Consider the following 897-nt stretch of genomic DNA (forward strand, 5'->3'; position numbering starts at 1 on the left):
CCCCTTCGGCTCCGAGGGATACGCCAGGGAGGAGCTGCGGGCGGAGATCGCGTCGATGCTCGTTGGCGAAGCGTTGCGTATTGGCCATGATCCCGGCCAGCACGCCGCCTACGTCCAGTCGTGGATCAAGGTCCTGGAAGACGATCCGCTGGAAATCTTCCGAGCCTCGGCCGATGCGGAGAAAATGCATGAATTTGTGCTCGCATTCGAGCAAAAGCAAGTCCAGGAACACGATCAGCAGCCGGAGACCGCCGTGCATAACAGCTTCGCCACCGAACCCGATACCTTGAGCGCCGAAGCGTGGACGCTTCACCACGTCCAGAATGCAACCCTGGATAACGCGCTTCAAACCGCATCCCTCGAACAGATCGACCGTGTTATTGACACCCTCGCTCAGATGCGGCCACTGAACACAGAAAATGCCTTTTGGTCAAATCACGGGCTGCCCCAGGACATCGGGGCGCTGGATGCCAAGATCGATGCGGCGGCCGGTTATTTAATCGAAACACGTCGGCCTGACGCTGTTCTATCGGTGGCCTTTCTTAACCTGAAGAATGGTGATGCTGATGCCTATGAAAACGATAGGGAGGCGTTTCGCCGGGCGTCCGAGAATGCGCTTGGCTTTGCCCTCCCTGAAAACTGGACCGGACAAATACATATCGCGGGCGTAATCCGCGAAAACGGGGTACTGCGCGAGGCCAACCTGGCCGAAGAGACCCCGGACGCCTACCAGCTGTACGCACGTCAGCATACCGGAGGACCCGATGCCGCTACCTGCTTAACGACAGTTGATGACCTTATTCTGGCGAACAACCTTGCTGACCGGCTGGCCGTCATCCATGCCCATGCCGAAACGAACCCTTACGAAAAAACCGCCCGGCTTGCCCGATTGAATGA

1 protein-coding gene is annotated in these 897 nt (G+C 58.1%); it reads left to right on the forward strand.

The features are described 5' to 3' along the window. Positions 1-55: 55 nt before the first annotated feature. Positions 56-897, forward strand: an 842-nt coding sequence (locus ACOCD2_RS17685; protein ID WP_419625842.1) for a zincin-like metallopeptidase domain-containing protein, incomplete at its 3' end; no start/stop codon positions are given.

This window comes from Thiolapillus sp. (assembly GCF_048562965.1).
Taxonomy (GTDB): Bacteria; Pseudomonadota; Gammaproteobacteria; order Chromatiales; family Chromatiaceae; genus Thiolapillus; species Thiolapillus brandeum_A.